Below are 25882 nucleotides of genomic sequence, written 5' to 3'. Positions count from 1 at the left end.
GCAGATAAGTCATAGAAATTCGCAGATAACTCGGGGAAAGCGCAGATAAGTCATAGAAATTCGCAGATAACTCGGGGAAAACGCAGATAAGTCATAGAAATTCGCAGATAACTCGGGGAAAACGCAGATAAGTCATAGAAATTCGCAGATAACACAAGAATAACGTAAATAAGTCATAAAAAGGGATTCCGGAAAATTTCACTTTATTAATTTGAGAGCTGAAAAAACAATTATTTTTAACCTCTTAAAAAACACTTACATTTTTCCAAATGGCCAACAATTCAACAAAACAGCAAAAATTGTCCGACAAGCAGCGCGCCAGCCTGCTTTTCGGACAATCTCAGTTTTTAAATGGTTAATTTAGAAGCTCCATTAGCTTTTTTCTTTTATCTTTGCCGATAACTCGATCAACTTTTTTCAATATCTCTTTTGGGATGCCGCTGAGTAGCCAGCTAATATTTGCTTCTGCTAAAAGAGGGCGCAATTGCTGAATGTCTTGCAACGATAAATTTACACCTGCTCTTTTCAGCACGATTTTTTGAATTTCTTTATCGCTCGCATTCATTAAAAAATGCATAAATGCCATCTGATTCATGGATTCATCCTTTCAAGCGTATTACCTTTACAAATAACAAAAAATCCACTATACTTTCAAAATGTAAATCGTAATGATTTTGAATTAGAAAGAAGAGAATGAACATGACAAATCCAATTATCCAATTACAAAATGTGTCATTTCAATATGATGGCACACAAGCATTGAACAATATCTCCTTTCAAGTAGAGCAAGGGGATTTCCTAGCACTATTAGGTCCGAATGGGTCAGGTAAATCAACATTGCTAAAACTTATACTTGGTTTATTAAAGCCAGCAAGTGGTGAGATAGAACTGTTTGGTGAGTCGATACAATCATTTAAGCAGCGAGAATGGATCGGCTATGTGTCACAAAAATCAAATGCCTTTAATTCAGGTTTTCCTGCCACGGTAGCGGAAGTTGTCAAAAGTGGATTAACAAAAAAAATCGGTTTGTTTAATCACTATCCTAAGGACGTTGATAAGCGTGTGATAAAAGCACTGGAAGCAGTAGGTATGGAAAATTTTGCGACGCGTAATATCGGGCAGCTATCAGGCGGGCAGCAGCAGCGCGTCTTTATTGCGCGAGCGCTTATTGCTGAGCCGAAGCTACTTATACTTGATGAGCCAACTGTTGGTATTGACCATGAAAATGTGCAATCGTTTTATGATATGCTCGTAAAGCTAAACGAGGAACGACAAATTACGATGATTTTAGTCACGCATGATGTTGATATCGTATCAGAGCATATTAGCCATGTAGCATGCTTAAATAAAACAATTCATTTCCACGGCTATAAAAATGATTTTGACCATATTTCAGAGCAAAAGCTTGATGCCTGGTATGGCCATAAAGTACGAAAGATTCACTAGGAGAGGTAGCAAGATGATTGAAGCAATTTTACGTTATGAATTTTTACAAAACGCCTTTTTTTCAGGGCTTATTATAGGCATTATTGCACCATTACTCGGTGTATTTATTGTGGTGCGCAGATTATCGCTTATTGCGGATGCGTTGTCACATGTTACGCTTGCAGGAATTGCGGGTAGCTTATATGTAAGTCAAAACTTTGCAGCATTAGCTTTATTAAATCCAATTTATTTAGGAATTATCGCTTCTGTTAGTGGCTCAGTGTTAATAGAGCGCCTGCGACGTCTTTATAAGCATTATGAGGAGCTGGCGATTCCGATTATTATGTCGGGCGGCATAGGCTTAAGTGCAATTTTTATATCGCTCGCAAGCGGTTTTAATACCGATTTAATGAGTTATTTATTCGGCTCGGTATCCGCTGTATCGCGCCAGGATCTCTGGGTTGTACTAGCAATTGCAGCAGTTGTCGTTATCTTTTTATTATTATTTTTCAAGGAACTGTTTGTCCTGTCGTTTGATGAAGAATATGCAAAAGCGAGTGGGCTACCAGCAAAGTGGATTCATTTATTGTTTATGATTGTTGTCGCACTCGTTATTGCAGCAAGTATGCGTATTGTTGGTATTTTACTTGTATCAAGCCTGATGACCTTGCCAGTTGCGGCGGCGATGCGTTTAGCAAAAGGCTTTAAGCAGGCGATACTTTACGCCATCATTTTCGGTGAGTTAGCCGTAATTATGGGACTTGTAAGTGCCTTTTATTTAAATTTAGCACCTGGTGGAACGATTGTTGTTACATCGATACTCATTTTATTGTTTGTAATTGTTAGTAAAAAAGTGACGATACGAAATAAGGAGGCGGCGCTATGAATCTGACACGTGCATGGGAAATTTTAAAAGACAACGGTTTTAAGAAAACGGATAAACGAGAGCTTATCTTAAAAATGTTTGCAGAAACGGATAAATATTTAACAGCTCGTGATTTATTAGATGTTTTGAAAAAGGATTATCCAGGGATGAGCTTTGATACAATTTATCGTAATTTAGCTACATTTGTTGAGCTTGATATTTTGGATGAAACAGAAATGCAAGGTGAACGTAATTTTAGAATGCATTGTGAATCAGAACACCACCACCATCATTTTATATGCCGAGAATGTGGCAACGTAAAGGAATTGCCTTTATGCCCGATGGAGCTTCTTGGTGAAAGCTTGCCAAACTTCGAAATTGAGGCACATAAATTTGAAGTGTATGGAAAATGTCCAGATTGCAGTGTAACATCATAAAAAAATACTACAAAAATAGCTGCAAATATGATAGATTGTTAAATAGTTGAATAAAGCTTGCAGGGAAAAGATGCGCTAAGCATAAAAGGGAATTCGGTGAGAGGCCGAAGCTATGTCCGTAACTGTATGTGCTTGTAAAGTGAAAAAGACACCACTGTTTCTTTGAAATGGGAAGGTATTTCACCTAAAGAAAGCATAAGCCAGGAGACCTATCTTTTTCTGATCGTCACAGCACTCTTCGGAACTAAAGAGGATGTACGGCAGTATAATTACGAATACTTTCTATGCTTAGAATTGTAATGAAATTCATGCCATCCATTCTTTTGGATGGCTTTTTTGTGTTTATCACCGAAGACTTAGAATGCTAGATGTAGTATCACAGCTGTAAACAAGAAATGCTAGTGAAAAGCTTATTCAAAATAGTGCAAAGGAGGAGTTAAATTTGGTGAAAAAAGATATGCGCTATTCATGCTACCCATTTATGCGTGAAAAAAGCTGTTTAGTTGATTTTGAAATTCGTACAGATTCATTAACTACACGTATTGGAACAGTTTTTCCAGCACTAGAGGGGAAAGATGTTCAAATAGTGCGTGAAGACTTAGAGAAGCTACATCCGATGGCATATCATGTGAATGGCTCAGTGCGCGGTAAACTTGCAGTAACAGAAGAGGATTTACAATTTTTAAGCAATCGTTATGATTATTATGTTGCACAAGTAGGACATAAAATAGAACGTTTCGTTTTGCCACAAGGAGTTGAGGCGGCAGCGCGTTTGCACGTATGTCGTAGTGAGGCGAAAAAGTCGTACCGCGCATTACATAAAGTAAGCGAAGAACGTGACGTACCAGAAATATTATTTGATTATTTGGGCCTGCTTGCGAATGTATTTTTTGTGATGGCTGTTTATGTTAATCAAGTAAGTAAGCACGAGGAAATCGAATTTATAAGTAAATCATACCCAATGAAAAAACGAAAAGAGGAAGTATCATGAATTGGAAAGCAAAGTGGCTCGCTCCATTAGCAGCAGCATTATTATTAACAGCATGTGGTACAAAGGAAGAAACGCCTAATAACACACAGCAATCTACAGGGAATTCAGAACAAGCAGCACAAGAGGGACCGTATACTGTAACGGATGACCGTGGTATCGAAGTGAGCTTTGATCATATACCAGAAACAATTGTCTCATTACAGCCAAGCAATACAGAGATTTTATTTTCATTAGGTGCGGGCGATAAAATTATCGGTGCAACAGATTATGATAACTACCCAGAAGAAGCACTAAACATTGAACGTGTATCTGATTCGATAACGATTAATGGTGAGCGCATTATCGAATTAAATCCAGACGTAGTAATTGCCTACACAGCTGGAGATTCTGTACAAGTGGAGCAGCTAGAGGCAGCGGGCTTAAAAGTTTTCGTTATTCAGTCAGCAGCTTCTTTTGATGATGTTTATGGAGATATTATTCAGCTATCACAAGTAATGGGCGTTGAAGAAAAAGGCGAGAAAATTGTTGAGGAAATTAAACAACAAATTGCCAATGTTCAAGAAAAAACTGCAGCTTTAGATGAAAAGAAAAAAGTTTATTTTGAAATTGCACCTGCGCCAGATACTTGGTCAGCTGGGAAAGGGACATTCCAACAGGAAGTTTTAACAGCAGCGGGTGTAGAAAATGTTTTTGCAGAGCAAGAGAGCTGGTTTAAAGTAGCAGAGGAAGATGTTATTAAGATTAACCCAACAGTTATTTTAACAACAGTAAATTACGTAGAGGATCCGGTGAGCGAAATAGCAAATCGTCCAGGCTGGTCTAATATTCAAGCAATTGTTAACAAAGAAATTTATTTTGTTGATAGCGATATTTTATCACGTCCAGCGACACGTATTGGTCAAGCGGTAGAGCTAGTAGCTGAAACAGTATATCCAGAGCTTTTTAAATAAGTTATAATAGTGAAGGCAGAAGGCTGACGGGAAAACAGATATTTATCTGTCTTTACCGTCAGCTATTTGCATCTTAAAGCTAGATATGCTTTGACCAAATAATAAGGGGGGAGCCAATGGGACGATTAATATTTGTGACAGGCGGTGTTCGTAGCGGGAAAAGTGCCTTCGCAGAGCGTTATGCACAGCAACTTGCAGCAACCGGTGGTGGTAGCTCTTTAATTTATATGGCCTCAGGGGTAGCCTTTGATGTAGAAATGCAGGCGAGAATCCAAAGGCATCAAGCTGACAGAAAGCATAGTGGTGCTGTATGGCAAACGCTTGAAATACCGGATACGTTAACAGAAGAGTTACTAGCATTTGAGCGAGACACTGTTGTGCTATGGGACTGTTTAACAACGTGGCTAGGAAATGTACTATATAAAACGAGCTTGGAGCCTACTCACGCAATTTCACAATACATAAAATCATTCAAGCATTATATAAAAAAGTGGCAGGAACAAGATGTAATTGTTTTGCTTGTTTCTAACGAAGTATTAGACGAGCCGCAAGCAACTTATGAAGAAACAGAATTATATAAGCGGTTGTTAGGTGAGCTACATCAATGGATTGTCGCACAGTGTGAAGAGGCCTACGAAATTGATCATCAACTAAGGAAGCGCTGGAAGTAAGGAGAGATAAAATGAAGCATTTTGTAACAGGGCTACTACTTTGCCTGCAATTTTTTAGCGCGTTACCAGTAAAACGGGAGCTATCTTTGACAACAAAAGATGTAACAGCTATGTACATGTTAATGCCACTCCTTAGCCTACTCACAGGAGCAACTTCGCTTGGATTTTTGGCAATCAATAACTATTGGCTTGAACTATCACCACTATTAGCTGCGATTATTTTAGTTGTCACAATGATTGGGGTCACAGGTGGCATACATACAGATGGTTTTATCGATACGAGCGATGCTTTTTTTTCCTATCGTGATCAAGAAAAACGGTTAACGATTTTAGAAGACCCTCGTGTAGGTGCTTTTGGTGTATTAGCGGTAGTTTGTTTTTTGCTACTAAAAGTAGGCTTTCTCTATGAAGCTTTATTGCGTGAGGTCAATATTTTTTATTTTATAGCGATTCCACTTTTGTCACGTGTTGCAATGTTACTTTATTTCATAACAATGAAAAGCGCGAAAACATCAGGACTTGCGGCTTATTTTAAGGAGCGTGTGCAAGCAAAAGGAGTAATCATTGCATGTATCATATATAGCTTGCTTGTAATTGGCTATGCAGTATATGTAGGCGAGTGGTCACTGTTGGCTTTATATGGCATCATGCTAATTGCTTTATTTTATTATCGCCATTGGTCAAATAAAAACTTTGCAGGTATGACAGGGGATTTATTAGGTGCATTTTATGAAGGGACGGAGCTTATTTTATGGGGAACGCTATTACTATTCATTTAATTCGCCACGGCAAAACACAGGCGAATATTGAACGAAAATATATCGGGCATACAGATGAGCCGATTTTACCATTGCAACAAGTGCATCTAGCGCTACAGCCATCCATTATTAATGGAAGTGATTTAAAACGCTGCCAGCAAACGGCCGCTTGCTATTTTCCACAAGCACCTTATCAAGCAAGTGCTGATTTGCGCGAACTACATTTTGGGCAATTCGAGATGAAAACGTATGAGGAGCTAAAGGACAATCCTATTTACAGAGAATGGCTAATGAATCCACTGCAAGTGACACCACCTGCTGGTGAAAGTTTTATTCACTTTAAGGAGCGAGTAGAGCGTGCAATGCAGCAAATTATTGTAGCACCAGATGAATATACCTTTGTTGTACATGGTGGGGTAATTCGTTTGCTACTTGCCCAGTTTTTACAGCAGCCATTTGAGCGTTTGCACGCTGAACATGGTACATTGTATAGCTGCTATTGGTCGGATTTTTCTGCATGGAAGGAGGGGGAACGATGCACGTTTATATCGGAGGTGCCTATAACGGCAAGCGAGATTTCGTAAAACAGCACTATCCTAATTATACACAGCAGTTTTTTGAAGGCCATTTACCTGAAAATCTTACCTTCAAGAAGCAAGATATAGTTGTAATCGGACGCTTTGAGCAAATCGTCAAACAGCTCTCCCATTTAACAGAGGATGAGGTTGTAGCGATATTGATGAAAAAACTACAGCAGCTTGATGCACAAGCAACATTAGTATGCGTTTGTACAGATATGGGGCGGGGAATCGTACCTTTAGAGAAGGAGCAACGATTTCTTCGTGATACTTGTGGTAGGCTATATCAAGCGATGTTTGCCTATAGCGAGCAAGTGACACGTATTTGGTACGGTATTCCACAAATATTAAAGGAGGTGCAAAAATGACAAAAGCAAGTTTACGATATATTGTTTTAACATCATTATTAGCTGCTTTATGTGCAGTAGGCGGTTTTATCAAAATACCTGTTTTTACAGTGTCAGCGGCGCTTGATTCTGCCCCAGCATTGTTAGCGGCCTTTGTCGTACCACCGATTTATGCAGGCTTTGCAGGTGCTTTAGGGCATATGGCAACAGCAATGAGTTCTGGCATGCCGTTTGGTTCGTTTCATATAATCATTGCATTTGAAATGCTTGCAATTGTTTGGATTTTTGCACTTTTACATAAAAAGGGCTTTGATAAATTGAAGTGGGCTTGGATGCTTGTAGCGAACGGTCTTATTGCTGCATTACCATTTTATTTTTTAATTTCTCCGGCCTTTTATATTGGCGCAATGCCTGGCCTATTGCTGGCAACGGCAATCAACATTGCGGTAGCTATTGCTTGTGCACCACTGCTCCAGCGTGTGAAAAAAATGGTGAAATGGGAGGGATAATCAGATGCGAAATGCGGTGCAGCTAGATGCTACCACTATTTTAACAGTAGATAATTCGGGGTGTATTGGTGAAAAAGAGGCGGACTGTGTGCAAGTGCCGAATGAAATCGTTGCTTACTTTGCAGCACGTGTTGCACTTTTAGAGCAGTGGTGTGCTGGCGCGGAGCCGACTCATTTAGTCTTAGCCAACTTTACAGGTGAGGCTGCTTGGACAGATTACGTAAAGGGCTGTGAGCGTCTATTTGAAGAAATAGGGAAAGACTTGCCACCAATTACAGGCTCAACAGAATCCAATTTTTCAGCCCTGCAATCTGGCTTAAGCTTGACGATGATTGGAAAAAAGAAATTTACACCGACAATTAAGGGTTGTAGTTACTTTATTATTGGGCGACCTTTAGTAGGGCAGCAAGTAATTGACTATTCACGAGATATTGCTAGTTTAAGTGAGCTTAATGCGCTGTTACAAACAAGTGTTATTAAAGCGCTGTGGCCCTGTGGTTCGAAGGGCATTGGCGTAGAAATTGTTGCGTTTACTGGGCAGCAATTTGACTGTGCGGTAGATAAGACAAGCTCTGCTGGTCCTGCCACAGCCGTTCTAGTTGCTGTTGAGGAATCGGATGTGACGCAATTGTACAAAATAATATCAGCACCGATTTATCGTCTAACCTAATTTGTGGATAGTTCTAAAGTAATGATTCGCTCATAAGAATGGGAAATTCGCTCGCAAAGAAGGCCGATTCGCTCGCAAGAAAGAAAAATTCGCTCGCAAAGAGGCTGGATTCGCCCGAAAGACACCGTTTTAGTTGTAGCATAAAAAAACTGTCCTGCATACAATGGCAAAAACGAAGAAAGAGTTGGTTTTCTTGAGTTTTACATTTCCTGTTACAACGCAAACGCATACTGTGCAGAAATCCCCAAAGCAAATCATTCACTACCCACAGGCAATACAGATGCATAACCCTTCACTACAACATTTTATTAATCAAACAATTGCTCGTGAAACACAGCAACTCATTGATAAACAAGCAGGTAACTTGCCGTCTACAATCGATCAGATGCTTGGCACATATGAGCTCAAAAATAATCAGCGTGACGTGTTCAGCCTAACACTATCGAACTATGTTTATTTTTATCATGCAGCTCATGGTATGACTTATATTCAACCACTGACATTTGATTTGCAAAAAGGAAAGCTATGTCAATTGCGCGATTTATTTAAGCCAGGTAGTGACTATGTTAAGGTGTTATCTGAGCATGTTAAAGCGCAAATAAAAGAGCGTGATATACCAGTTATAGAGCCATTCATAGCTATTAAGCCTGATCAATTTTTCTATATTGCGGATAAAACGCTCGTTATTTTCTTTCAGCTATATGACTTAGCACCGTATTATTACGGGCTCCCAATGTTTCCTATTTCAGTCTATGAGATTCAAGATATTGTAGCAGAGGATGGACCGCTTGGGCGAATGATGGCGAGTAATTAGTCAGCTTTCGCCTTGCGAAACCCTTTGTAAATATCAATACAAGTTGTAATGATAATTGTGAGTATTGTCAAAATAATAATAGTGTGTACGCCTTGCTCAATCTTCATTGGAGCAATATTCATCAAGCTTGATAAATAAGGAGCGAGTTCGGCATTTATTAAATTTGAATTGCTGATAATAATAACGCTTATTAGAGTGCTGATGAATTTAATAACTAAATTTGCTATGGCAATATTCATTTTCCAAACACGTTGCTTTAGTTTGTATAAAAGTATAAGCTTCAATTAACTTCATTCTTGATTATCTCCACTTAGCAAAGTATATAATTCGGTGGCTAACGTTAGCCATTCTTTCTTTAATTGTTCAAAAATCTCATTGCCATAGTTACTAATTACGTAATATTTACGCGGTCTGCTTTTACTTGTATCCCAGCTGCTTGTGACAAGTTCTTGTTTTTTTAAACGTCTTAGCAAAGGATATAGTGTATTTTGTTCAATGCTAACACCCGCTTGCTCCAGCCGTTCTACAAGTGAGTATCCATATTGAGGTCTGTCTAGTTGGCTTAAGACAGCTAATGTCAACGTGCCACGGCGCAATTCAACTGTGAAAGAATCAATTAATAAGCTCATATCATCAACTCCTTATACTGTGTATCGTATGTCAGTATGTTGTATTTGGGTATGTCATCTGAAAAGTGCTTTTAGAAATCAAAAAACGCATGAAATCGAAGCGATAGCTCGATTTCATGCGTTTAATTTTATCCCGTATTAACAGGCTGTACTTTTGTGACGAGTACAGGCCCCCATATCAAAACTTCAAATAAAATTGAGATGTGTAAGTGAGGAATCAAACAGCCTGTAAAAACCTGATTGGTAGTTTCACTTTATTTACGTACAACGAAAATCATATGTCTACCACAAGTTTTTTGCTGGCGGTAAGAAAAGCCATGAGCAGTATCATATGTACAAGTTCGGTCGATTTGTATGTTTTCGAGTGGAACCTCAGCTAACAGACATTGTCTTTGCACAGTTAATTGGTTATCAATATGATATTTTTGCGTTGGCTCATGAAAATACATAAAATCGTCAGCGTAGCCGAGTGCTTGAAAGTGCTTATAGACATCCGTGTCAACTTCAAAGCGCTGTTGGCTTAATGCCATACCAATTTGTATTTGCAAATCAGCAGGGTGATTTCCTTCTTTTATTAATTGCTGTAGTAGTTTGGAGGTGATTTCTTTCACCGTTCCTTGCCAACCGCTATGAATAACAGCGCAAAGGCCAGTCACAGCATTTGTTATAATGATAGGTACACAATCTGCTGTAAAGATTGATAGCACGATTCCTTGCTCATACGTATAAAGAGCATCCGTTTGAGGAAAGGCAGAGGTCTGATTTTCTGCGCCATTTCCTTTATGCTGTTTAGTGATTTTTTGGAAGTTTGCACTATGTGTTTGCTCTGGACAAACAAAATCCTGCAAGGAATAGCCAATTTCGCTTGCTAGCTGCTGGCGATTTTTTAGAACAGCCTGTGGGTTTTCAGATGTGTAAAATGCCATATTATTGTATTCTTCGCCATCGCCTTTAATCGTTATGCCTGCTAAAAAGTGCTCGTTGTTGATGTATAATTGAGCCATTGACATGCAACTCCTTTCTTTGGGGTTGTAGCTATTTTAAATTTTTTTAATAAACTCGCTTGTGTTTTTCTCTAATGTTTCAGCAGTTTGAGCGATAAATTGAAAATGATCCACCGTTTTTTCGATTTGCTCCGTGCTTCCTTGAACACTTTTCGTTATAGCATCAATGCTAGTTGTTACGGAATGTATTTTATCAATAATGCGATCGACATTATCTTTTACTTCACTGATTGATTGTGAAACTTTTGTTGAGAGATTGCGTACTTCCTGTGCAACAACATTGAAGCCCTTACCATGCTCACCAGCACGCGCGGCTTCAATTGCAGCATTTAATGCTAGCAAATTTGTTTGCGCTGCAATATCACGGATTGTTTTTACGACATTTGTTATTGATTCCGCTTCTTGCTGTAGAGATTGCAAATTTTGTTGATTGATTGTTGATTCTTCCTCAATATGCACTATATTATGGAGAAGAGTGATACTATCATTGCGACCAATTTGGGATTTTTCATTTAACGCTTCAGACATAACTTTTAGTTGATTTGCTAAAGAATTGATAACCTTTGTTCTCTCAGTGATATTTAAGGCGATTTTACTAACACCAATAACTCGTCGATTATTTTCAGAGAAAATAGGCATATATATTACTTCTAACCAAACTTCCTCACCAGAAGCGTGTTTTCGCGCTACGTTATTTTTATAGGAGATACCTTGCTCAATCTTTCTCCAAAAATCTTTATATGCCGGACTTTGCGAAAATTCAGGGAAGCATAATTTACTATGATTTACTCCGATTAATTCAGTTGCTTTATAACCAAGCATATTGGCGAATTGGTCATTTACATATTCAATATCATGATTTAAATTAAAACGGATAATAGCTAGATTTTTTTCTAAAGAATTTACAACATGCTGATCTGTCACTTGCTCAATTTGTATGTTTGTCATATATAGCCTCCTCTTTATCCTGAGTTAACGGTAGGTGAAACATAGAAGCTTTCTTTATAATTAAGTGTAATTAAAAAATTTCCATCTGACTAGTAATTTTTTTTATATGGAAAGTATCCCCGTTTAACTTGATTGAGTGGCTGTACAAACATCTGCTGAATCAAGTTAAAAAACTACATAATATCACAATTGATTCCATGTAGTTCGATTCGTATATTCTAATTTTCCACAACAATATTTTTTTTATAGAAGTGAGCTGAGGCTTCATCATAGCTATTTTTAATTAAACATTCTAACGTATTTTCTTTCGTAATAATAGGCATGATGATTTTTACGATTGCGGCCTGATCTTCAACAAATTTACGCACATCTTCTTCGCTATTTGTATGGGCCTCGAAATAAGAGAGACGTCTATTACGAATAATAATATCTTCTCGGCTTTCCGCTATTAAAGCTTCCTCTAGCCATTGGTTTAATGCTTGTGCAAGATAGAGCGCTGTAATGAATAATAATTCGTCAGCTATATCAGGATGTGTTTTAATGAATTTAAAATAGTGATCATTTTTTAATTCGTTTAAAATAATAAAATTGCTTGAATAATAGAGTGTTTTTTCCGCTGATTCTAAAATGAGATATTCATCTGGTTGAAAGAGCAGCCAAATATTAAAAGCAGTAATCCAAACATCATCAGGGCTAATCAATCCTAGTTGTGGAACTGTGTGATACTGTGGTAATTTACTTGCCAAAGCTTTGAACTCATTTACTAATCTATCATTTTCTAGGAACAATAGACTTTTTTCAGCTGTGATTGTCTCAAACATCCTTGCTCACCTCGCTCCATTTACTAATCTTTACCACTATTGTATCGCTTCCATTTTTTTATGCAACATCTTTATCTTTATTTGGTATAAGAGTCACACGTTTATCCTGTATTAACAGGCTGTAAGACCCCTACTTCAAAACATCAGATAAGATCGTGATGTTTAAGTAGGGAGCAAACAGCCTATAAAAACCCGATTGGTGAAACTACCAATCAGTGGGGGATGAGGAAAACCCCCACTGATTGAAGGTTCACTTTATCCCGTCTGAACAGGAAGTAAGACTCTCACCTCACAAACAGCAAAAGGTTGCCTGAAAGCATTGAACTAGCTTGCTTTTCAGACAACCTCAATATGAATTAAGCGTCGATTAATTGTTTTGAAGCTGAAGGTGTATCATAAACTTGCTTATCTAGTTCTCCCGTTACACGAGCAGTAGCTACCCCCGCTGTCATAGAGCCACTTACGTTTAATGCTGTACGCCCCATATCAATTAAAGGTTCAACAGAAATTAAAACACCTGCAAGGGCAATTGGTAAATCTAGGGCAGAAAGTACTAGAATAGCGGCGAATGTAGCACCGCCACCAACACCAGCTACACCGAATGAGCTAATTGCGACAACGATAATCACCGTTGCAATAAAGCTAGGGCTTAGTGGATTAATACCTACAGTTGGTGCAATCATAATAGCAAGCATCGCAGGATATACTCCAGCACAACCGTTTTGTCCGATAGACAATCCGAAAGAAGCAGAGAAGTTAGCAATTCCTTCTGGTACACCTAAGCGAGTTGTTTGTGTTTGAATATTTAACGGTAAAGCGCCTGCACTTGTACGTGAAGTAAATGCGAATAATAAAGTTTCAGCTGCTTTTTTCACATATGTGACTGGATTTAAACCAGTAAACGTAATAATTAGTAAATGGACGATAAACACAATAAATAATGCTACATATGATGCGATAACGAATTTTCCTAAATTGTAAATTGCCCCATAATCACTCGTAGCAACAGTGCGTGCCATAATAGCTAAAATACCGTATGGTGTTAAGCGAAGTACAATACGTACAACACCCATAATAAGTGCATAAATAGCATCGATGCCTTTTTTTATTGTTGCTGCAGTTTCTTGCTCTTTACGTGCTACAGATAAATATGCAAAGCCTAAAAATGCTGAGAAAATAACAACAGCAATCGTTGAAGTTGAACGAGCGCCTGTTAAATCAGCGAACGGGTTCGCTGGGAATAATTCAACAATTTGCTGTGGTAACGATGCCGCAGCTAATGACTCAGAACGTTCGACTAATGCTTCACCACGTGCAACCTCAGCATCACCTTGTAAAATTTGTGTTGCATCTAAATCGAAAATAGCAGTTGTCGTAATGCCGATTGCTGCCGAGATTGCTGTTGTTCCGATTAAAATAGCCAAAATCAGCGCGGCCATTTTTCCGAAGTTTTTACCAACCTTTATTTTTGTAAATGCTACTAAAATTGAAATAAAGACAAGTGGCATTGCAATCATTTGCAATAATTTTACGTAGCCTGTGCCAATAATATTGTACCAAGGAACAGTGTTTGTCACTGCTTCAGCACCAGAGCCGTAAATAAAATGTAAGGCCGCTCCAAGTAAAATACCTAAGCCTAATGCAATAAAGACACGTGTTGAAAATTTAACATGCTTTTTGTTTAATACATATAAAATACCGATTAAGACAACGAGTGCCGCAATATTTAGTAATACAATGTAATCCATTAATCATATCCTCCTAGTTAAATAGTTTGTATAGTGTATTCTATTCTTATAAAACATATTAGTCAAGTAGGAATTTAAATTTTATTAAAAAGTTTTAATCGTAATCATGTATACTAAAAGGATAGGGAGTGAAATGTATTGAAGCTTGAGCAATTATTTTATAGTGGACAAATACACGCATGTTTTCAAAGGGCGCAATCTGAGCCAGATTCTCCATTCGCACAGCAAGTTATCGCATTGTATGAACGCTATCAATTGGGGAATATTCCTTGTTATACAGAACGACAAGAACAGACTACCGAGAGGGTAGATGAAACATATGCTGAGCAGGACGAGGTTTTTGCAATTCGTGAAATTAAAGAGGAAGAGCAGTTTGCAGTAAGTACTCGTCAGCTTGAAGAACGAGCACGTAATGGATCAAGTGTAGAACGGGCACAGTCATTTTTTACACAAGCACAGCTTTTTTTATTTGCACATCATTATGATGAAAGTGTGCATTGCTTTTTACAAGCTGTAAAATATAATCCGAATAAAGCTGTATACTATGGGTTAGCGGCACAAACGATGCAGCGTTTAGATCATATACCATTTGAAATATTAGGATATTTAGAGCGAGCAATCGAATTAGATGATAAAAATGCACGATGGCATTGGAATCGTGCATTAATTTTAACAGAGCTGTACAAAAGCTTGCAGCAAGAAGCATTTTTAGAGCAAGCATTGATTGCACTAGAAGAGGCATTAGCATGCTGTCGTGCTGAGCAAAAATCATTGAGAAGTGCAATTGAAAATACACTTGAAAATATGAGAGAATATATTTTTTAGGATAAAGGGAGTGTAAGATGTGCGTACACAGCAAGAAGTAAACAGTTATATTGAAGAATTGATGTTTTTGCTAACACAAAAAGCAGATGCTGCACAATTTGAAAATACCATTCAGCAAAATATTGCCACGAAAAAGGAATCAGCTACAGACGAGCAAGATTTTTTTGATCGATTAATGTTAAACATCACGTACTATGTAGAAAATAAAGCGGCATGGGTAAAAATTTTACGCGATACATATGGACAAGGACAAGTGCCGACCGTTTCCTATATTGAAAGCGAATCGCTTGCACAGCAAATGCGCATTCGTCAATTTGTATCGGAAAAAATGGACGACTATACAAAGATGTTCCACAGTCAATATAAGGCATTAAACGTTACAGAGGAAGCGGTTGTTTACGATTATGCCTACGCATCTGTAGAGCATTCATTGCGCTTTGATTTTTTAACATATTTAACGATACAGCCACAGGCGAACGTCCTGTTAGATGGTGATTTTGAGGAAACATTAAGAGTCATCGAAGGCTATGTAGCTTATTATACAGATCAATTTGTTAATCGCATGGAACTAATGGAATAGGAGGCAACTGTAATGAAATCACCTTATATATTTACACACCAAGCACCGAAAGAAGCAGGTGAAAATCCTGCAATTTTTTTATTACACGGATTAGGCAGCAATGAACAGGACTTATTGCAACTAGTGAATGAACTGCCTTTTGATTGTCATATATTTAGCCTGCGCGGTCCAATTGCACATCCACCAGGCTACGCTTTTTATACATTTGAAGAAGAAGGTAAGCCAAACCAAGCTGTTTTTGATCAAGTTGTCCAATTTACGAAGCTTTTTATTGAAGAGGCTGTAGTGGAGTATTCATTGAAGAAGGATCAATTATATGTAATGGGCTTTAATCAAGGGGCAGCACTTGCACAAGCACTAACAGTAGTAATGGGTAATCTATTGCATGGGGCTGTCGCACTAAGCGGCTTCATACCACAGTTTGTTGTAGAGGAATATCGTAAGCTACCACTGGTCGATGTTCGAATGTTTATTGGACACGGAGAGTATGACTATGTCTACCCGCTTGCGTGGGGTGAGGAGAGTGCGGCATTTTTTGAAGAATACGGCGCACAAGTGACATTTAAAACATATGAGGATGGACATGGTGTCACACCAGAAGAGCTGGAAGATTTAATGGAGTGGTTTAGAGGGAAATAAAGCGGTAATTAAGAAAAATTAAATTGCTTATATTAAAAGAGCTTTTTGACAATGTCATGGAGTCGAAAGCTTCTTTTAATAAATTAAAATAATTATATATTGATGTTTATTAAGTTGCTCTATTCAAAATCTTAATAGGCGCAAGAAATCCATTTTAAAATGCTGATTTCTTGCGCCTTTTTGCTTTGGTTTTGTTTATAGAAAAATCCATTACAATCTACTCTACATGTATAATGATAATTTTGAATTACTCCAAACAGTGGATGAGGTCGGGAATCTGTATGAAACAAAAGAAAAAAACCACCGTGTGTATAGGGCTGGTAGCCGATTACTGGAAACAAGAGAAGCAAAATTCGACTATGATGAAGAAGGAAATCTGATTCAGAAAGTTGAAAGTAATGGGGATACATGGCAGTATGAATACTTTGGCAATGGGATGATGTCCAAAGTCATTCGACCAGACAAAGCAGAAGTTACTTTCAAGTATGACTCACTGGGTAGACGGATTGAAAAGAGTTCTAACGAGAAAACAACGAGATTCGTGTGGGATGGACATACAATCCTACATGAGTATGACTTAACTGAATACCAAGCTACAAGCCTTGTCACATGGGTGTACGATGGAGAATCGTTTACTCCTTCTGCAAAAATTGCAGATGAAGGTAGTTACAGTATTAGTAGTGACTATTTAGGCACACCTTTGGAAGCGTATGATGAGCAAGGAAATAAGGTTTGGTCAGCAACACTTGATATTTATGGGCGAGTGAAAGATTTATTCGGTGAAAAAGACTTTATCCCATTCCGTTATCAGGGGCAATATGAGGATATCGAAATAGGGCTGTATTATAATCGATTCCAATACTATGACCCAGTGCAGGGGAATTATACGCAAATTGATCCGATTGGACTTGCGGGTGGAATCCTACGCTGTATGGATATGTGGGAAATTCAAATATTACGGTTGATCCACTGGGTTTAAGTAGTTTCAACCCCTTTGAATTTGGTGAAATAACTTCGTTTCCAAGTGACTTACATTTTGGTCAAAATAGGATAGCACCTAATTTCAGTACAATTGGATCCCAAGCTGCTGACTCAATTGTTGAGAGACCAATACTTGAGGTTGCCAAAGATATTAGTCTTGGTAAAATTAATCCTAATGAATTGTTAATTTCGTATACAACCGATCCTTTAACAGGAAAATCAGTAACATTGAATAATAGAGGATTAGCTGCATGAGCTGAAGGAGGTAAATTTCCAGACTACGCAATCTTTGTTCCATATGATAAAGTTCCTAGTCACCTCGTTGCTGATATAAAAAATAGACCTCCATCTACAACCATATCGATTACAAAGAATAAAGATGGTTCTGGTCTTATTAAGAATGTTACAAATTGTCTAGGCTAGAAATTGGGAGGTTTTAATATGTTCACTTTAAAGCCAGTAAATTTTATATTCAAAATATCTACCACTGATTTAGAGTTGGTTTATATAGAGTCGGGTGGCGTGAGAATAGAGGTTGGTGCTATACCATTAAAGAGCATAGATAAAAAATGTGTTAACATAGAAATTATTTTTTCAATAGTAGCTGAAGTTAAATGTATAACATTAAATTTCGATGAATCCAATTATAATAATTTTTGTATTTCTGAGAAATTGCCTATTGAAAATCACTTGGAGAATGATGAAGAAAAGCTCTATCATCCAGATTCAGGATTTTATGAAGTGATAGATTCAGAATATTTACAGAGAAATATAAAGAAGTACGACCCTAGAAATAGGTTGAATTTGAAACATTATATTGTTAAAGGATACGATAGCTATATTGAATTAATAGCATCAACGTATACTGTCAATGAGATAATTAAGACAACATTTAGGCACAGGTAAATTAACATCATCACAGTTGAAACCCTTGCAAATATTGGTAGTTTCACATGGTAAAGAAGCAGACTTTTTCAAAACAGAGGCAGATATAATTAAAGCCTTTGAAGATACAGGTGAAGATCTCGCAAATAAAATAAAAAGTCCTGGTAGTTCAAAATAATGGGTTCTGGGAGAGATTATTATGGTTTTTGACAAAGTTTATTTCAATAGGAAATTTAGGTTTATTAACATAAATCCAGATATAGAGATAGTTGATATCGAGGGGATAGAAAGGCAAGAAATAGACAGTGTATCAGTTTCACATGATAGTATAAAGCACAAGTTTGAAAATATAAAAAATCTTAATGCTATTTCAAAAATTAGAGGGCTTAGGTTAAACGCTTATGATTATAGATCCTTAAATGAATTAAAAAATTATAGTTCATTAGAATACTTTAATTTTCTGGGAAAGACTGATGAAGTAATTCCCTTTGCGGAGTTAAATTCATTGTGGTGTGTTTACTTAAATTATGATAAAAAAACTTGTAGTTCAGTTTTTCAAAATAAGAATATAGAGTACCTGTTTATTGATAATTATAATGGCGTTTCATCTAAAGAATTCAATATATTTACAAATGCTAAAAGAATAGGGCTAGTAAAAACTAAAATATTTGAATTTGAAGCCCTTAAGTACATGCCTTTCTTAGAGCACTTAGGAATTAGTTATAATTCAAAAATGACTTCTTTAAAGTGGATTGAAGAAGGAAAATCATTAACTTCAATAGGTTTTCAAAATTGCAAAAATATTAAAGATTGGAACTCAATTGGAAATGTTTCTAGCATAGAAAAAATAATAATTGAAAGTTGTGGTGAAATACCTTCATTGGATTTCCTACATCAATTACCTAACTTACAAGAAGTTCATATTATCGGAACAACAAGTATTGGAGATGGCAAAATAAAAGATATCATGAATCATAAGACTCTAAAATATTTATTTTTACCTATTAAGAAAGGCTATGATATCAAACTATCTGACTTGGAGGATTTTAACAATAACTAAAAAATTGTTACTTGGTTATACGTATTAAAAATTATTATTTGAACTACGAAGATATAAAAGATGAAAGTTATGATAATTGTAACAGTGTGCAGGTGTCAAAGAGTAATTATTCAGTTAGAATAACAGGTTATTGTAGAAATGATTTGAAATCAAATTTGGAGTTTGGCTATATTTTTAATTTTAGTGCTGCTGAGGAGCTACTGCGCTTTGATTTTACTAAGAGTATTGATAATAAATTGTCATCAAAATTCGGTTCTAAATTGGATAGTTTAAAAATGAAGAGTATTTTACCAATAGTAGGAGGCAGGTTAGTAAGTTTAAATCTAAAAAAAGCATATAGAAGGTTTAGAAAGGGAAATGTACATTCTGGACCACATTCAACTGGTTTAAAAGGTCTTCTAGGTCAATTTAGTAAAGCAAGTAGTAATTTTCATAGACAATTGTCTCGGCTTTAAACGAAGCCAATTCCAAAAAGGAAGCAAGAATAATAATTGCAAAGCACCATAGAAAATATATGAAAGTGGGTTGTAAATAATAATGGATATGTCTAAAGTACATGTTTGGTTAGGGATTAATAATAGTGATGATGAAACTTTTGAAAAATATTTTGAATTAGACTATGATGATCCGGATATGGATATTGATGATCCCCTTTACAAAGTATGTAAATTTTGTCTGGATATAAACGAAAAATGGTATGATGAGGACTATATTGGAGTTTACAAAGAAGATGATATGGTAAATGTCAGAGTTTTGTTGGAAGAGTTATCGATATCACAGGAAACACTGTTAGAAATACAGGCTGTATGTATTAAAAAAGGATTAGAAAATGTTAACGCTATGTTTTATTACATGGATCCAGAGATAGAAGTAGCTGATAAAAATAAACTTTATAATGAATTGCATTATATAGGTGAATTTAGAACTAATTTACATTGATTTAATTTCATAGCTAGGTAAATATAAAACATAGGTATACAGTGTCATAAGACTCTTTATATCTATTTTTTTATTAGTATACAGGATAGGTGGTTAAAAAGCTTACAGGTTTAGGCCTATTAGATGGAGGAGGGTGTCACTATTTTATTTATTTGGTGATTTACTGACATATTCCCTAATCCAATAAAGGCAGATAAGACCAATTAGCTGCAAATATATATGATGATGCTAGAAAACTAAATAATGTATCTCATTTTGTGGAAATTGATATTTCAGATTGACTTTTATTATTGATGGAGTAGCGGATTTGGATATTTCAAAAAGGGTGGTAAGTAGCTGTGGAACAGTATGTAAAACCTGATAATAGTTTATTATATTATAAATGTGATGATGTTGATTTTGCACAAGGTAACGGGCAATTATTTACAGAATTTGAAAATGGATTTGCAACTAGACAAATTAACATAATCAATAACGATATGTATATTTCTTCATCATTGAAAGATTGGAACGAAAATATTGGATTTTTATTGTACGATGGACATATCGATAGCTTAGATTTAAGCGATAGTACACCTATTACTAGTGTAGAATTTGAAAGTAAGTGGAAGGAGGCAATTTTAGTTGATACTAACAAACCTCAAATAAGTTACTTAAAAGGTGATGCATCCCTTCCTTTAGAAGAAAATACACTAATCATTCATGTTGTTAACATATTAGGATTATGGGGAAAAGGTTTTGTTCTATCCCTATCAAAGCAATTCCCCTTTGCAAAGAAAGAATATTTAAAATGGTCTGAGGACAAGGAAACATTTAGGCTAGGAGAAGTTCAGTTTGTATGTGTAGGGCAACAGAAAACTATTTTTATTGCAAATATGCTTGCACAAAAAGGTGTAAGGAAAAATTATAAAGATAGTACAACTTATATTGATTATGATGCACTTCGTTTATGCTTAAAAAAAGTCGCAAGATTTTCATTAAAAAATAGATTATCTATACAAATGCCTAAAATTGGCTCAGGATTAGCAGGAGGGGACTGGGGAGAAATTGAAAAAATAATAAATGAGGAATTGATTTATTATAAAATAAAATGTAGTATTTTTGAATTGTAAAAAGAAACGAAAATTGGTGAATAAAGAGTCTGGTAAAATATAGATATTTATACTTACAACAAGTCCTTATACTCTTCAATTGATTAAAAGTTCTTTTAGATAAATTAGTAAGTAGTGATAAATCCGTTAAATAAGGGTTTATTGCCACTTGTTTATTGATATTTTATTGACAATTAACTCAATATTTAGCAGAATGATTCAGATAAATATTGGGATTTGGTGAAAATTCTAAACAGACTGATATCGATATAGAAGATAAGCTAGTCACATGGGTGTTTAATTATGGGTTTGTCCCTTCAGCTAAGATTACAAGTAGTATTATAAGTGATTATCTTGGAACGCCTGTTGAAGCATACGATGAACAAGGTAATAGGGTTTGGTCAGCTACAGTTGATATTTATGGACGAGTGAAAGAATTTACAGGTAAGCAAGACTTTATTCCATTCTGTTATCAAGGGCAGTATGAGGATATAAAAATTGTGTTGTACTATAATTGATTCCACTACTATGACCTAGCGCAAATTATACGCAAGTAGATCCAATTGGACTTGCTGGTGGGAAACCTATGCTTTATGGATATGTCATTGACTCTAATATTTATATTGATATTTTTGACTTAAAATAAGATGGTCCTTACGCTAGTGTTAGAGCAAAGAATATAGGAGATCAGGTCAATGGAGAGCATACCAAAAAGAATTAATTGATAACAGGAAATTTGAGGGATTAATGGAAATACATATACGAGACATACAACGAAAATTTGGTTCTTAATTTAATGTTGGAATACGCAGGAGACAATGGATATATAACTAATGCAGAACAAAAAAGATTAACAAGAAAATATTGTAGATGAGGTAGAAATTATGAGTAGAGAGTTAAACATATTACCCAAAATTGGGATAAACGAAGTAAAACTATCTATGACATCTTCAGACTTAAATAATATCTTAGGTGAAGTGGATAAGAAAAATGTTAAAGGAAAAGAGTTTTTTCAATATCAAGATGATTTTATATTTCATTTTGTAGATGATGTTTTAGTAAGTATTTCTGTGAACAATCCAAAGATTATTTTCTTGAATAAACAAAAAGTGGATTTAATGAATGAATCAAAGCAATTTTTATTCAAAGAAAATCCGTATTTTATTGATGGATGCTATATATTTCCTCAATATAATATGTCGATTTACGGTTTAGACTTTCCTGATGATGGAGTTCAATTAACAATTTATTCAGATAACCAAAAAAGAGTTTATGAAAAAGATATAGAATTTGGTTTTCAATTCAGAAGTATTGAAAATCAGGTAATAAACTTAAAATATGAAATAACTCCATATCAATCTGTAGGGTTATTGAAATTCGGCATGCAACCGAGTGAAATTGAAAAAATATGGGGAATTCCTTTAAAAATAAGCAAGAATAGTAAAAAGGGTATAACTACTGAAAATAGGGCGAATAGTCAAGCAATGTATAATGAAAAAGGACAGTTAATTCAACTAGCCTTAAATTGTAAAGAGGATGTTTTTATTGATAATAAATTGTTATCAAAATTCGGTTCTAAATTGGATAGTTTAAAAAATGAAGAGTATTTTATAAACAGAAATTATAAAATATATTTCAAGTTTGGAATTGCATTAGACAATTTAGGAAACCTAACTTCTAATGATTTTGTTTATATTTTTTCAGAAGAAATGATTCCTCACTGGAAAGATATATATCGCCCATTAATTTAACGAATATCAGAGCGGTAATATGAATACTTGGTCTAGGTGTTTATTGCAATTCTCTTCGTTTTTGTTACAAAACTAACTTATTTTTGTATTTTACTATTTTTAATATTCCTCGTTAGATATAGTAGCATAAATCCACCGAATTTAATATGATACCCAAGTTAAGGACAAACTCAAAAAAAATTAAACAGCCAAGTGATGGTTTCTGTTTTGTACAGGAGCCATGCTTTTTGATTCCCAAATTGATGTCACATGTAATGAGATGGATGGTGTCTTGCAAATGATAGCTTCTCGCTCAGTGTAATCTAAGTGGACAGATTCGATGCAGCACAATGAGCTTGTTCAAGAGTTTGAGAGAATTTTAGGGGCAGCCATTGATGTTGCGCGTAATCAAATGGGGCATATAACAAAGCCAACTGCTTCCTAAAAAGAACAAAAGCAGTGGACAGCAGCGATGCAATACAATGAACTCGGTAAAGAAATTGAACGTATCTTACCAGGCAATGACATCAACCAATGGCAGTACGATGTGTTACAAATTTTCTAAACTAGAAATTGGGAGGTTTTAATATGTTCACTTTAAAGCCAGTAAATTTTATATTCAAAATATCTACCACTGATTTAGAGTTGGTTTATATAGAGTCGGGTGACGTGAGAATAGAGGTTGGTGCTATACCATTAAAGAGCATAGATAAAAAATGTGTTAACATAGAAATTATTTTTTCAATTGCAGCCGAAGTTAAATGCATAAAATTAAAATTCGATGAATCCAATTATAATAATTTTTATATTTCTGAGAAATTACCTATTGAAAATCACTTGGAGAATGATGAAGAAAAGCTCTATCATCCAGATTCAGGGTTTTATGAAGTGATAGATTCAGAATATTTACAGAGAAATATAAAGAGGTACGACCCTAGAAATAGGTTGAATTTGAAACATTATATTGTTAAAGGATATGATAGTTATATTGAATTAATAGCATCAACATATACTGTCAATGAGCTAAAATGATATGTATTATAGCTATATCCAAATAGATGCAACAATGGAGGGAGCTGAAAAAACGATGAAGTACCTGGCTCGTTCAATTTCTAAGCATGAAAATGCTAGTAAGATCAAATGTTTAGGAACATCTACAGAAACCAAACGGGAGTTAGAAAAAATTTTTAAACTTCCTCTTTTAAGCCAAGCACTTTTGAAATGGTACTGTGATTTACCAAAATCTAATGACATAATGTTTAATTGGACTAACGATTTCTATATATTTGGTATGGAAAATCTAATGGTTGCTTTAGAAGGTTACAGGTTCATTAGGGATGATAAAGGTTGGATAGATATTTCAAAGACAATGGAATGGTGTGAAAATTGGATCATTATTTCCAGTTGGAGTGGGAATCCAGTGATAGCAGACATAAGTAAAGAAGAAACTCCAATTTATTACGATTATGTTGGAGAAGATTTTTCCCCAAAACTACTAGTGGATTCACTAGAAAAATTCGACTATTTTTTATCTGTTTGGCTTAACAAACATGATGATAGATATTATAAAAGCGGTGAATATCAATCAAATTTTTATGAGTTAATGGAGAAGGAGTGGAAAGTTAAGTTAAGTGATGAAGAAATCGAGAATATATGCGAATTCCTTCCTATTGTGAAATCAAACGAGAATTTTGCTCCAATTAAGCAACGAACTATCGAAAAAGTGAAAAAATATTTTGTGTATCTCGATGATCCAGGTGAAAATAAATCAAAAGTGATACTAGCATTAAAAAAAGAAACAGGATTATCACTTGATGAGATACGAAATCGCTTGAATGGAGATATTTTCCTAATAGCAGAGGGATATGGGGAAAATACTTTAGTTTTAGCTGAATATTTTAATTCTTTGGGTGCAAAAATAAGAATTGAAGAGAAATAGACTATCGCAGTTTTTAATAGTTAAATATAAGAATTTAGATGTTGTTCCCAAAAAACTTGCATGAGCATTTATAGATATAAGTAATTATTTTTATTTTAATGAAGATAAATACTCAATGGATGAACAAAATCGTATTGAAGATGCTGTTCAAAAAATTTCTCAACTGGCTAATGAATTGTTTGACTGTTAAAAATATACGAATAAAAAAAGTTAGAGTATACATAGAAAGCTTTTGAGTCGATTTTTTCTCTTGGAAAAGCTCTTTTGTCTGTTGTGATAGAAGGGCTTATAATTTAGAAATAAATATATTGAAGGGATAGAGTATTATCCAACTACAGAGATACTAGAAGATGGGGATATATGGAGTTTAGCTATTAAATTCGATAGGACAAATCCAATGCAAAATAAAATGATGGATAATTGTGAAGGACCTCATAAAGTAGATAAAATGGTAACCAAGTAAGATAGGTATAATCCTCCTTGTTAAAGCAAACTTCTAGGTAAAGAAATGGAGGATATTAATGAGAACTAAATTTATAGATACAGCAATTGGTGTAATAGATGCTAGAGATGCGTTGGTTTTAGAAAAGTTCATTATGGATCGATATCCAAAAGAAGTTGAATTGTCGTTAAATTTAGCAACAACGTTGGCATCAAATATTTCCACAGAAGAACATTACATTGATATTTCTATTATTTTTAAAAATGTAGTCAAGTTTGGAATTTGTGCCCTTGATTATTTTGACGAAAATTTATTAGATACGTGTTTTTGTGAAGTAATTGATTCTGACTTTTTAAATCAGCAAAAGACATTAGTTGAAAAGGGATTTAAGCATTATTTTCTTGAATGCTATGATGAGGTTATTGAAGTTGTAGCTCAAGAATACAATCTTATTTTGCCAGATGCAATTAGATTAACGGATGAAAAAATGAATAAAAATGATTGAAATATGAAATTTTATTTTGCGTATGAAAAAATATGATTAGCAGATTCTATGCCGTTTAATTTTATCAATCGCTAAAGTTTTTTAACAGTACAGACAGGTTT

General features: G+C 35.3%; 33 protein-coding genes, 2 pseudogenes and 1 riboswitch. Of the genes and pseudogenes, 27 read left to right on the top strand and 8 right to left on the bottom strand.

Going from position 1 to position 25882, the window contains the following annotated elements; all coding sequences use genetic code 11:
- Nucleotides 1-355 precede the first annotated feature (355 nt).
- Entirely contained in the window at nucleotides 356-595 is a 240-nt protein-coding gene (locus TY13_RS08305) for a hypothetical protein (RefSeq protein ID WP_042474077.1), read from the bottom strand.
- Between the two features lie 104 nt (nucleotides 596-699).
- Here TY13_RS08305 and TY13_RS08300 point away from each other — a divergent pair, with 104 nt between their 5' ends.
- From TY13_RS08300 to TY13_RS08245, 12 genes are all read left to right on the top strand, one after another.
- A complete protein-coding gene (locus TY13_RS08300) occupies nucleotides 700-1446 on the top strand; it encodes a metal ABC transporter ATP-binding protein (RefSeq protein WP_042474075.1) in 747 nt (248 codons plus the stop codon).
- A 13-nt stretch (nucleotides 1447-1459) separates the two neighbouring features.
- A complete protein-coding gene (locus TY13_RS08295) occupies nucleotides 1460-2311 on the top strand; it encodes a metal ABC transporter permease (RefSeq protein WP_042474072.1) in 852 nt (283 codons plus the stop codon).
- Nucleotides 2308-2727 (top strand): Fur family transcriptional regulator, encoded by a 420-nt coding sequence (locus TY13_RS08290; RefSeq protein WP_042474069.1) that lies wholly within the window; start codon nucleotides 2308-2310, stop codon nucleotides 2725-2727. Before TY13_RS08295 ends, TY13_RS08290 begins: the two co-directional genes overlap by 4 nt.
- A gap of 51 nt (nucleotides 2728-2778) precedes the next feature.
- A riboswitch (cobalamin riboswitch) is annotated at nucleotides 2779-2958 on the top strand.
- Nucleotides 2959-3172: 214 nt separating this feature from the next.
- Entirely contained in the window at nucleotides 3173-3718 is a 546-nt protein-coding gene (locus tag TY13_RS08285; RefSeq protein WP_042474310.1) for a hypothetical protein, read from the top strand.
- Nucleotides 3715-4668, top strand: coding sequence for an ABC transporter substrate-binding protein (locus TY13_RS08280; RefSeq protein ID WP_042474066.1), 954 nt, complete (start codon nucleotides 3715-3717; stop codon nucleotides 4666-4668). The genes TY13_RS08285 and TY13_RS08280 overlap by 4 nt, the downstream gene beginning before the upstream one ends.
- Nucleotides 4669-4784: 116 nt before the next feature.
- The gene (locus tag TY13_RS08275; protein WP_042474062.1) at nucleotides 4785-5339 is read left to right on the top strand and encodes a bifunctional adenosylcobinamide kinase/adenosylcobinamide-phosphate guanylyltransferase; all 555 of its coding nucleotides are present in this window, start codon (nucleotides 4785-4787) and stop codon (nucleotides 5337-5339) included.
- 11 nt (nucleotides 5340-5350) lie between these two features.
- Nucleotides 5351-6118: an adenosylcobinamide-GDP ribazoletransferase gene (gene cobS / locus TY13_RS08270; RefSeq protein ID WP_042474059.1), complete on the top strand. Its 768-nt coding sequence runs from the start codon at nucleotides 5351-5353 to the stop codon at nucleotides 6116-6118.
- Nucleotides 6091-6681 carry a histidine phosphatase family protein gene (locus tag TY13_RS08265; protein ID WP_042474057.1) on the top strand — a complete coding sequence of 197 codons (591 nt, stop codon included), beginning with the start codon at nucleotides 6091-6093 and terminating at the stop codon, nucleotides 6679-6681. The genes cobS and TY13_RS08265 overlap by 28 nt, the downstream gene beginning before the upstream one ends.
- Nucleotides 6633-7043, top strand: coding sequence for a bifunctional adenosylcobinamide kinase/adenosylcobinamide-phosphate guanylyltransferase (locus tag TY13_RS08260; RefSeq protein ID WP_042474055.1), 411 nt, complete (start codon nucleotides 6633-6635; stop codon nucleotides 7041-7043). The genes TY13_RS08265 and TY13_RS08260 overlap by 49 nt, the downstream gene beginning before the upstream one ends.
- A complete protein-coding gene (locus TY13_RS08255; protein ID WP_042474054.1) occupies nucleotides 7040-7531 on the top strand; it encodes an ECF transporter S component in 492 nt (163 codons plus the stop codon). The genes TY13_RS08260 and TY13_RS08255 overlap by 4 nt, the downstream gene beginning before the upstream one ends.
- 4 nt (nucleotides 7532-7535) lie before the next feature.
- Nucleotides 7536-8201: a hypothetical protein gene (locus tag TY13_RS08250; RefSeq protein WP_042474052.1), complete on the top strand. Its 666-nt coding sequence runs from the start codon at nucleotides 7536-7538 to the stop codon at nucleotides 8199-8201.
- A gap of 193 nt (nucleotides 8202-8394) precedes the next feature.
- Complete coding sequence (locus TY13_RS08245; protein ID WP_195891677.1) at nucleotides 8395-9015, top strand: DUF3298 and DUF4163 domain-containing protein; 621 nt, start codon at nucleotides 8395-8397, stop codon at nucleotides 9013-9015.
- Here the strand turns inward: TY13_RS08245 and TY13_RS08240 are convergent.
- The 7 genes and pseudogenes from TY13_RS08240 to TY13_RS08215 form a co-directional block, all read right to left on the bottom strand.
- Nucleotides 9012-9299, bottom strand: coding sequence for a hypothetical protein (locus TY13_RS08240; RefSeq protein ID WP_042474050.1), 288 nt, complete (start codon nucleotides 9297-9299; stop codon nucleotides 9012-9014). The genes TY13_RS08245 and TY13_RS08240 overlap by 4 nt on opposite strands.
- Before the next feature lie 6 nt (nucleotides 9300-9305).
- Entirely contained in the window at nucleotides 9306-9644 is a 339-nt protein-coding gene (locus TY13_RS08235) for a PadR family transcriptional regulator (protein ID WP_042474048.1), read from the bottom strand.
- A 254-nt stretch (nucleotides 9645-9898) separates the two neighbouring features.
- Complete coding sequence (pgeF, locus tag TY13_RS08230) at nucleotides 9899-10648, bottom strand: peptidoglycan editing factor PgeF (protein WP_042474046.1); 750 nt, start codon at nucleotides 10646-10648, stop codon at nucleotides 9899-9901.
- 36 nt (nucleotides 10649-10684) lie between these two features.
- A pseudogene (locus tag TY13_RS21285) lies at nucleotides 10685-11017 on the bottom strand (methyl-accepting chemotaxis protein); the annotation flags it as partial.
- 204 nt (nucleotides 11018-11221) lie between these two features.
- A pseudogene (locus TY13_RS21280) lies at nucleotides 11222-11596 on the bottom strand (PAS domain-containing protein); the annotation flags it as partial.
- Between the two features lie 218 nt (nucleotides 11597-11814).
- Nucleotides 11815-12417: a hypothetical protein gene (locus TY13_RS08220; RefSeq protein WP_042474042.1), complete on the bottom strand. Its 603-nt coding sequence runs from the start codon at nucleotides 12415-12417 to the stop codon at nucleotides 11815-11817.
- Nucleotides 12418-12773: 356 nt separating this feature from the next.
- On the bottom strand, nucleotides 12774-14165 hold the full coding sequence (locus TY13_RS08215; protein WP_042474040.1) for an L-cystine transporter: 1392 nt from the start codon (nucleotides 14163-14165) through the stop codon (nucleotides 12774-12776).
- A 138-nt stretch (nucleotides 14166-14303) separates the two neighbouring features.
- On the opposite strand from TY13_RS08215, the gene TY13_RS08210 reads away from it, so the two are divergent.
- The 15 genes from TY13_RS08210 to TY13_RS08140 all read left to right on the top strand — a co-directional run bounded on the left by TY13_RS08210 (nucleotide 14304) and on the right by TY13_RS08140 (nucleotide 25781).
- Entirely contained in the window at nucleotides 14304-14990 is a 687-nt protein-coding gene (locus TY13_RS08210; protein WP_042474038.1) for a tetratricopeptide repeat protein, read from the top strand.
- A gap of 19 nt (nucleotides 14991-15009) precedes the next feature.
- Nucleotides 15010-15570, top strand: coding sequence for a DNA helicase (locus TY13_RS08205; protein WP_230199403.1), 561 nt, complete (start codon nucleotides 15010-15012; stop codon nucleotides 15568-15570).
- Between the two features lie 12 nt (nucleotides 15571-15582).
- A complete protein-coding gene (locus TY13_RS08200) occupies nucleotides 15583-16209 on the top strand; it encodes an alpha/beta hydrolase (protein ID WP_042474035.1) in 627 nt (208 codons plus the stop codon).
- A 226-nt stretch (nucleotides 16210-16435) separates the two neighbouring features.
- Nucleotides 16436-17188 (top strand): RHS repeat domain-containing protein, encoded by a 753-nt coding sequence (locus tag TY13_RS21130; RefSeq protein WP_052344271.1) that lies wholly within the window; start codon nucleotides 16436-16438, stop codon nucleotides 17186-17188.
- On the top strand, nucleotides 17149-17445 hold the full coding sequence (locus TY13_RS21005) for a hypothetical protein (RefSeq protein ID WP_230199408.1): 297 nt from the start codon (nucleotides 17149-17151) through the stop codon (nucleotides 17443-17445). Before TY13_RS21130 ends, TY13_RS21005 begins: the two co-directional genes overlap by 40 nt.
- A gap of 186 nt (nucleotides 17446-17631) precedes the next feature.
- Complete coding sequence (locus TY13_RS08185; protein WP_042474033.1) at nucleotides 17632-18096, top strand: hypothetical protein; 465 nt, start codon at nucleotides 17632-17634, stop codon at nucleotides 18094-18096.
- A 178-nt stretch (nucleotides 18097-18274) separates the two neighbouring features.
- Nucleotides 18275-19135, top strand: coding sequence for a hypothetical protein (locus TY13_RS08180; protein WP_154661568.1), 861 nt, complete (start codon nucleotides 18275-18277; stop codon nucleotides 19133-19135).
- A gap of 38 nt (nucleotides 19136-19173) precedes the next feature.
- On the top strand, nucleotides 19174-19590 hold the full coding sequence (locus TY13_RS08175) for a hypothetical protein (RefSeq protein ID WP_195891676.1): 417 nt from the start codon (nucleotides 19174-19176) through the stop codon (nucleotides 19588-19590).
- An 82-nt stretch (nucleotides 19591-19672) separates the two neighbouring features.
- The gene (locus TY13_RS08170; RefSeq protein ID WP_042474028.1) at nucleotides 19673-20074 is read left to right on the top strand and encodes an immunity 22 family protein; all 402 of its coding nucleotides are present in this window, start codon (nucleotides 19673-19675) and stop codon (nucleotides 20072-20074) included.
- A 338-nt stretch (nucleotides 20075-20412) separates the two neighbouring features.
- The gene (locus TY13_RS08165; RefSeq protein ID WP_042474026.1) at nucleotides 20413-21186 is read left to right on the top strand and encodes a macro domain-containing protein; all 774 of its coding nucleotides are present in this window, start codon (nucleotides 20413-20415) and stop codon (nucleotides 21184-21186) included.
- Nucleotides 21187-21395: 209 nt separating this feature from the next.
- Nucleotides 21396-21683 (top strand): RHS domain-containing protein, encoded by a 288-nt coding sequence (locus tag TY13_RS08160; protein WP_052344270.1) that lies wholly within the window; start codon nucleotides 21396-21398, stop codon nucleotides 21681-21683.
- 366 nt (nucleotides 21684-22049) lie between these two features.
- Nucleotides 22050-22916 (top strand): hypothetical protein, encoded by an 867-nt coding sequence (locus tag TY13_RS08155; RefSeq protein WP_042474025.1) that lies wholly within the window; start codon nucleotides 22050-22052, stop codon nucleotides 22914-22916.
- 567 nt (nucleotides 22917-23483) lie between these two features.
- Nucleotides 23484-23927: a hypothetical protein gene (locus tag TY13_RS08150; RefSeq protein ID WP_042474023.1), complete on the top strand. Its 444-nt coding sequence runs from the start codon at nucleotides 23484-23486 to the stop codon at nucleotides 23925-23927.
- Between the two features lies 1 nt (nucleotide 23928).
- Entirely contained in the window at nucleotides 23929-24834 is a 906-nt protein-coding gene (locus tag TY13_RS08145; protein WP_042474019.1) for a hypothetical protein, read from the top strand.
- A gap of 521 nt (nucleotides 24835-25355) precedes the next feature.
- Nucleotides 25356-25781 (top strand): hypothetical protein, encoded by a 426-nt coding sequence (locus tag TY13_RS08140; protein WP_042474018.1) that lies wholly within the window; start codon nucleotides 25356-25358, stop codon nucleotides 25779-25781.
- Nucleotides 25782-25882: the final 101 nt, after the last annotated feature.

It is taken from the genome of Bacillus ndiopicus (assembly GCF_000612805.1).
GTDB classification, from domain to species: Bacteria; Bacillota; Bacilli; order Bacillales_A; family Planococcaceae; genus Metasolibacillus; species Metasolibacillus ndiopicus.
Note: the sequence above shows the minus strand (reverse complement) of the source record. Positions and strands in the feature narration are given on the sequence as shown.

Bases quoted from the DNA above. Each gene is read 5' to 3' on its own strand.
- TY13_RS08260 (WP_042474055.1), top strand. From the start codon at position 6,633: ATGCACGTTTATATCGGAGGTGCCTATAACGGCAAGCGAGATTTCGTA.
- TY13_RS08290 (WP_042474069.1), top strand. From the start codon at position 2,308: ATGAATCTGACACGTGCATGGGAAATTTTAAAAGACAACGGTTTTAAG.
- TY13_RS08235 (WP_042474048.1), bottom strand. From the start codon at position 9,644: ATGAGCTTATTAATTGATTCTTTCACAGTTGAATTGCGCCGTGGCACG.
- TY13_RS08275 (WP_042474062.1), top strand. From the start codon at position 4,785: ATGGGACGATTAATATTTGTGACAGGCGGTGTTCGTAGCGGGAAAAGT.
- TY13_RS08305 (WP_042474077.1), bottom strand. From the start codon at position 595: ATGAATCAGATGGCATTTATGCATTTTTTAATGAATGCGAGCGATAAA.
- TY13_RS08170 (WP_042474028.1), top strand. From the start codon at position 19,673: ATGGATATGTCTAAAGTACATGTTTGGTTAGGGATTAATAATAGTGAT.
- TY13_RS08280 (WP_042474066.1), top strand. From the start codon at position 3,715: ATGAATTGGAAAGCAAAGTGGCTCGCTCCATTAGCAGCAGCATTATTA.
- TY13_RS08265 (WP_042474057.1), top strand. From the start codon at position 6,091: ATGGGGAACGCTATTACTATTCATTTAATTCGCCACGGCAAAACACAG.
- TY13_RS08255 (WP_042474054.1), top strand. From the start codon at position 7,040: ATGACAAAAGCAAGTTTACGATATATTGTTTTAACATCATTATTAGCT.
- TY13_RS08300 (WP_042474075.1), top strand. From the start codon at position 700: ATGACAAATCCAATTATCCAATTACAAAATGTGTCATTTCAATATGAT.
- TY13_RS08295 (WP_042474072.1), top strand. From the start codon at position 1,460: ATGATTGAAGCAATTTTACGTTATGAATTTTTACAAAACGCCTTTTTT.
- TY13_RS08150 (WP_042474023.1), top strand. From the start codon at position 23,484: ATGTTCACTTTAAAGCCAGTAAATTTTATATTCAAAATATCTACCACT.
- TY13_RS08220 (WP_042474042.1), bottom strand. From the start codon at position 12,417: ATGTTTGAGACAATCACAGCTGAAAAAAGTCTATTGTTCCTAGAAAAT.
- pgeF (WP_042474046.1), bottom strand. From the start codon at position 10,648: ATGGCTCAATTATACATCAACAACGAGCACTTTTTAGCAGGCATAACG.
- TY13_RS08185 (WP_042474033.1), top strand. From the start codon at position 17,632: ATGTTCACTTTAAAGCCAGTAAATTTTATATTCAAAATATCTACCACT.
- TY13_RS08140 (WP_042474018.1), top strand. From the start codon at position 25,356: ATGAGAACTAAATTTATAGATACAGCAATTGGTGTAATAGATGCTAGA.
- TY13_RS08200 (WP_042474035.1), top strand. From the start codon at position 15,583: ATGAAATCACCTTATATATTTACACACCAAGCACCGAAAGAAGCAGGT.
- TY13_RS08180 (WP_154661568.1), top strand. From the start codon at position 18,275: ATGGTTTTTGACAAAGTTTATTTCAATAGGAAATTTAGGTTTATTAAC.
- TY13_RS21130 (WP_052344271.1), top strand. From the start codon at position 16,436: ATGTATAATGATAATTTTGAATTACTCCAAACAGTGGATGAGGTCGGG.
- TY13_RS08145 (WP_042474019.1), top strand. From the start codon at position 23,929: ATGTATTATAGCTATATCCAAATAGATGCAACAATGGAGGGAGCTGAA.
- TY13_RS08215 (WP_042474040.1), bottom strand. From the start codon at position 14,165: ATGGATTACATTGTATTACTAAATATTGCGGCACTCGTTGTCTTAATC.
- TY13_RS08155 (WP_042474025.1), top strand. From the start codon at position 22,050: ATGAGTAGAGAGTTAAACATATTACCCAAAATTGGGATAAACGAAGTA.
- TY13_RS08250 (WP_042474052.1), top strand. From the start codon at position 7,536: ATGCGAAATGCGGTGCAGCTAGATGCTACCACTATTTTAACAGTAGAT.
- cobS (WP_042474059.1), top strand. From the start codon at position 5,351: ATGAAGCATTTTGTAACAGGGCTACTACTTTGCCTGCAATTTTTTAGC.